The organism is Sphingobacterium shayense, from assembly GCF_013179575.1.
In the GTDB taxonomy this organism is placed as follows: Bacteria; Bacteroidota; Bacteroidia; order Sphingobacteriales; family Sphingobacteriaceae; genus Sphingobacterium; species Sphingobacterium shayense.
Window position 1 is genome coordinate 1 of the sequence record NZ_JABMCQ010000284.1, and the last position, 2,489, is coordinate 2,489.

Annotated in this window: 2 protein-coding genes and 1 pseudogene; all 3 read left to right on the forward strand. The window is 42.9% G+C overall.

The genetic code is table 11. The annotated features are described in order from the left end of the window. Positions 1-459, forward strand: a 459-nt coding sequence (locus HP439_RS18695) for an amidohydrolase family protein (RefSeq protein ID WP_172391843.1), incomplete at its 5' end; no start/stop codon positions are given. A gap of 72 nt (positions 460-531) precedes the next feature. Beyond that, the gene (locus HP439_RS18700) at positions 532-2,193 is read left to right on the forward strand and encodes a glycoside hydrolase family 10-like protein (protein WP_172391844.1); all 1,662 of its coding nucleotides are present in this window, start codon (positions 532-534) and stop codon (positions 2,191-2,193) included. Positions 2,194-2,249: 56 nt separating this feature from the next. Continuing rightward, positions 2,250-2,489, forward strand: a pseudogene (locus HP439_RS18705) (hypothetical protein); the annotation flags it as partial.

Sequence of the window (2,489 nt, forward strand, 5' to 3'; positions counted from 1 at the left end):
ATGTCCTCCTTTCATCACCGAGATACGGGACTCCCTGGTGCGGTTTCTTGTCATCCTACCGTCAAGGCGTCTATTATTGTGGATGGTATTCACGTTGACTACAATGCTGTTCGACTGAGTAAAAGGCTTTTAGGAGACCGGTTATTTTTGATTACTGATGCGGTGGCCAAATGCGATAAGGGAATATACCAGCACGTGTTCAAAGACGATCACTATGTTTTGCCTGATGGAACGCTTAGCGGATCGGCGCTTACGCTCTTGCAGGCGGTAGCAAATTGTGTTAAATACGTAGATATACCCTTGGAAGAAGCTCTAAGAATGGCCACGACGTATCCTGCCAAATTAATTTCGCGAGCGGATATCGGTAATTTCAATCCAGGGTCGCAGGCGAATATTGTTGTTTTTGATAGTGATTTTCGAATTACCTCTGTATATTTTCAAGGGAATCAGGTTGTGTAATTTTTTAGTGCAAGCCAGTTATTTGTCTGTGTGTTTGCATATCTATATGTAAAAAGTGTAGTTTTGCAATCTATGAACGTAAAACCGATAACTTCCGTAGCAATTTTTCTGCTGTTATTTTCTGTGTTATTGAGCTCTTGCGCGTCGCGCAAGAATAAAAAGACTTCCAAAGAATTGAAGTCTCCGGCGATAGAGATGGTTAAAGCTGATACCGCTATGAAATCGGGAAATATCGCGGAGACTAAAAAGGTGACGACCGTGCCTATCGGTGTGTCTAAGACGGCTGTGCCAGAAAAAAAGGAAGTCGTTGAAGCGCCGCTGAAAGTTAACCTCCCGACGGTTTCTCGTGAATTCCGGGGAGCGTGGATTGCGACTGTGGCTAATATAAACTGGCCGAAAAATGGCAATTATTCGACCGAATCCCAGAAACAAGAAGCTATTAAGCTTTTAGATCTACTAAAAGCAAATAATTTTAACGCAGTCCTATTTCAAGTGCGCCCTTCGGGAGATGCATTATATGACAGCCCTTATGAGCCTTGGTCGTATTTTTTAACCGGGGAGATAGGTAAACGGCCTTCGCCATATTACGATCCTTTGGAGTTTTGGATTAAGGAAGCGCATAAAAGAGGAATGGAGCTTCATGTATGGATCAATCCGTATCGCGCACACCACTCGACAGGAGGGGCTATAACGAAAGAGTCTATAGTAAAAAAAGAACCAGATATGGTTGTCCGTCTACGGAACGGTATGTATTGGTTTGACCCGGCAAATCCAAAGACGCAGGATCACGCTGCGAAAGTTGTTTTGGATATCGTTAAACGGTATGATATCGATGGTGTTCATTTTGATGATTATTTCTATCCATATGCAAGCTACAACGGCGGTGCTGACTTTCCCGATAATGAATCGTGGGCTGCCTATCGTCGGACGGGTGGTTCTCTAACACGCCCTGATTGGAGACGGGATAATGTGAACCGTTTTATAGAAAGAGTGTATAATGGTATAAAGGCTGAAAAAAATTACGTTAAGTTTGGTATTAGTCCTTTCGGTATTTGGAAACCGGGGTACCCTGCGGGTATTACAGGTTCCTCCCAGTACGATGAGCTTTATGCCGACGCAAAGTTATGGTTAAATAAAGGCTGGGTGGATTATTTTACACCTCAGCTATATTGGCCAATAGCTCCGGAACGACAAAGTTTTACATCTCTTTTAAAGTGGTGGGAATCTGAAAACACTTTTAAACGCCACCTTTGGCCGGGAATTAATACAGTGGCTGTGAAGTCAGCAAATAGACCACAGGAGATCGTGAACCAAATTAACGCTACCCGCCAGATAGTGCCAAATAGCGCGGGGGTTATACATTGGAGTATCGCTGGTTTAACAGGGAGCCCAAGTATGGTAAAGGCAATTAAAGAAGGCCCGTACCAGGCTAAGGCCTTGGTTCCACATACTAGTTGGTTATCTGCGAATCCATTGTTACGTCCTTCGTTACTTCTTACAAAGAAATCCTCTAGTGTATTTGCTAAATGGTTACATAAGCAACCTGAGCAAGTATTCCATTGGATAGCCTATGCACAATATGGTGATAATTGGGAGTACGAGATTCTGGAAGGCGATGCTTCTGAAAAGAGTTTTCCTATTGAAAAGAACGGGAAGCCTCTAAAAGCTATTGCGGTGAAGGCCGTTGATCGTTTAAGCAATGAAAGCGATTATATCGCTAAAAAAGTTCAATAATTTTCTATAACTAAGTCTTTACAAAACTACCTGATATTTTTGGGTAGTTTTGTTTTATGCGGTGGTTTACAGGGGCTTCATTAATGATTTTTTTGCTGGTCGGTCTTTTATCGGTTGGTATAGCTCAACAGCGCCCCGATATAGTTCAGCGTCCTATAAGGTGGAATGACCACCGTGAACGGCTGTCAATTGAATACTTACAGAAGCGCCACGGCATTCATTCCAATACTGCGACAATTACACCTAAGTTGGTTGTTGTTCATTGGACCGCGGTAATGTCTGTCGAAAAGACTTTA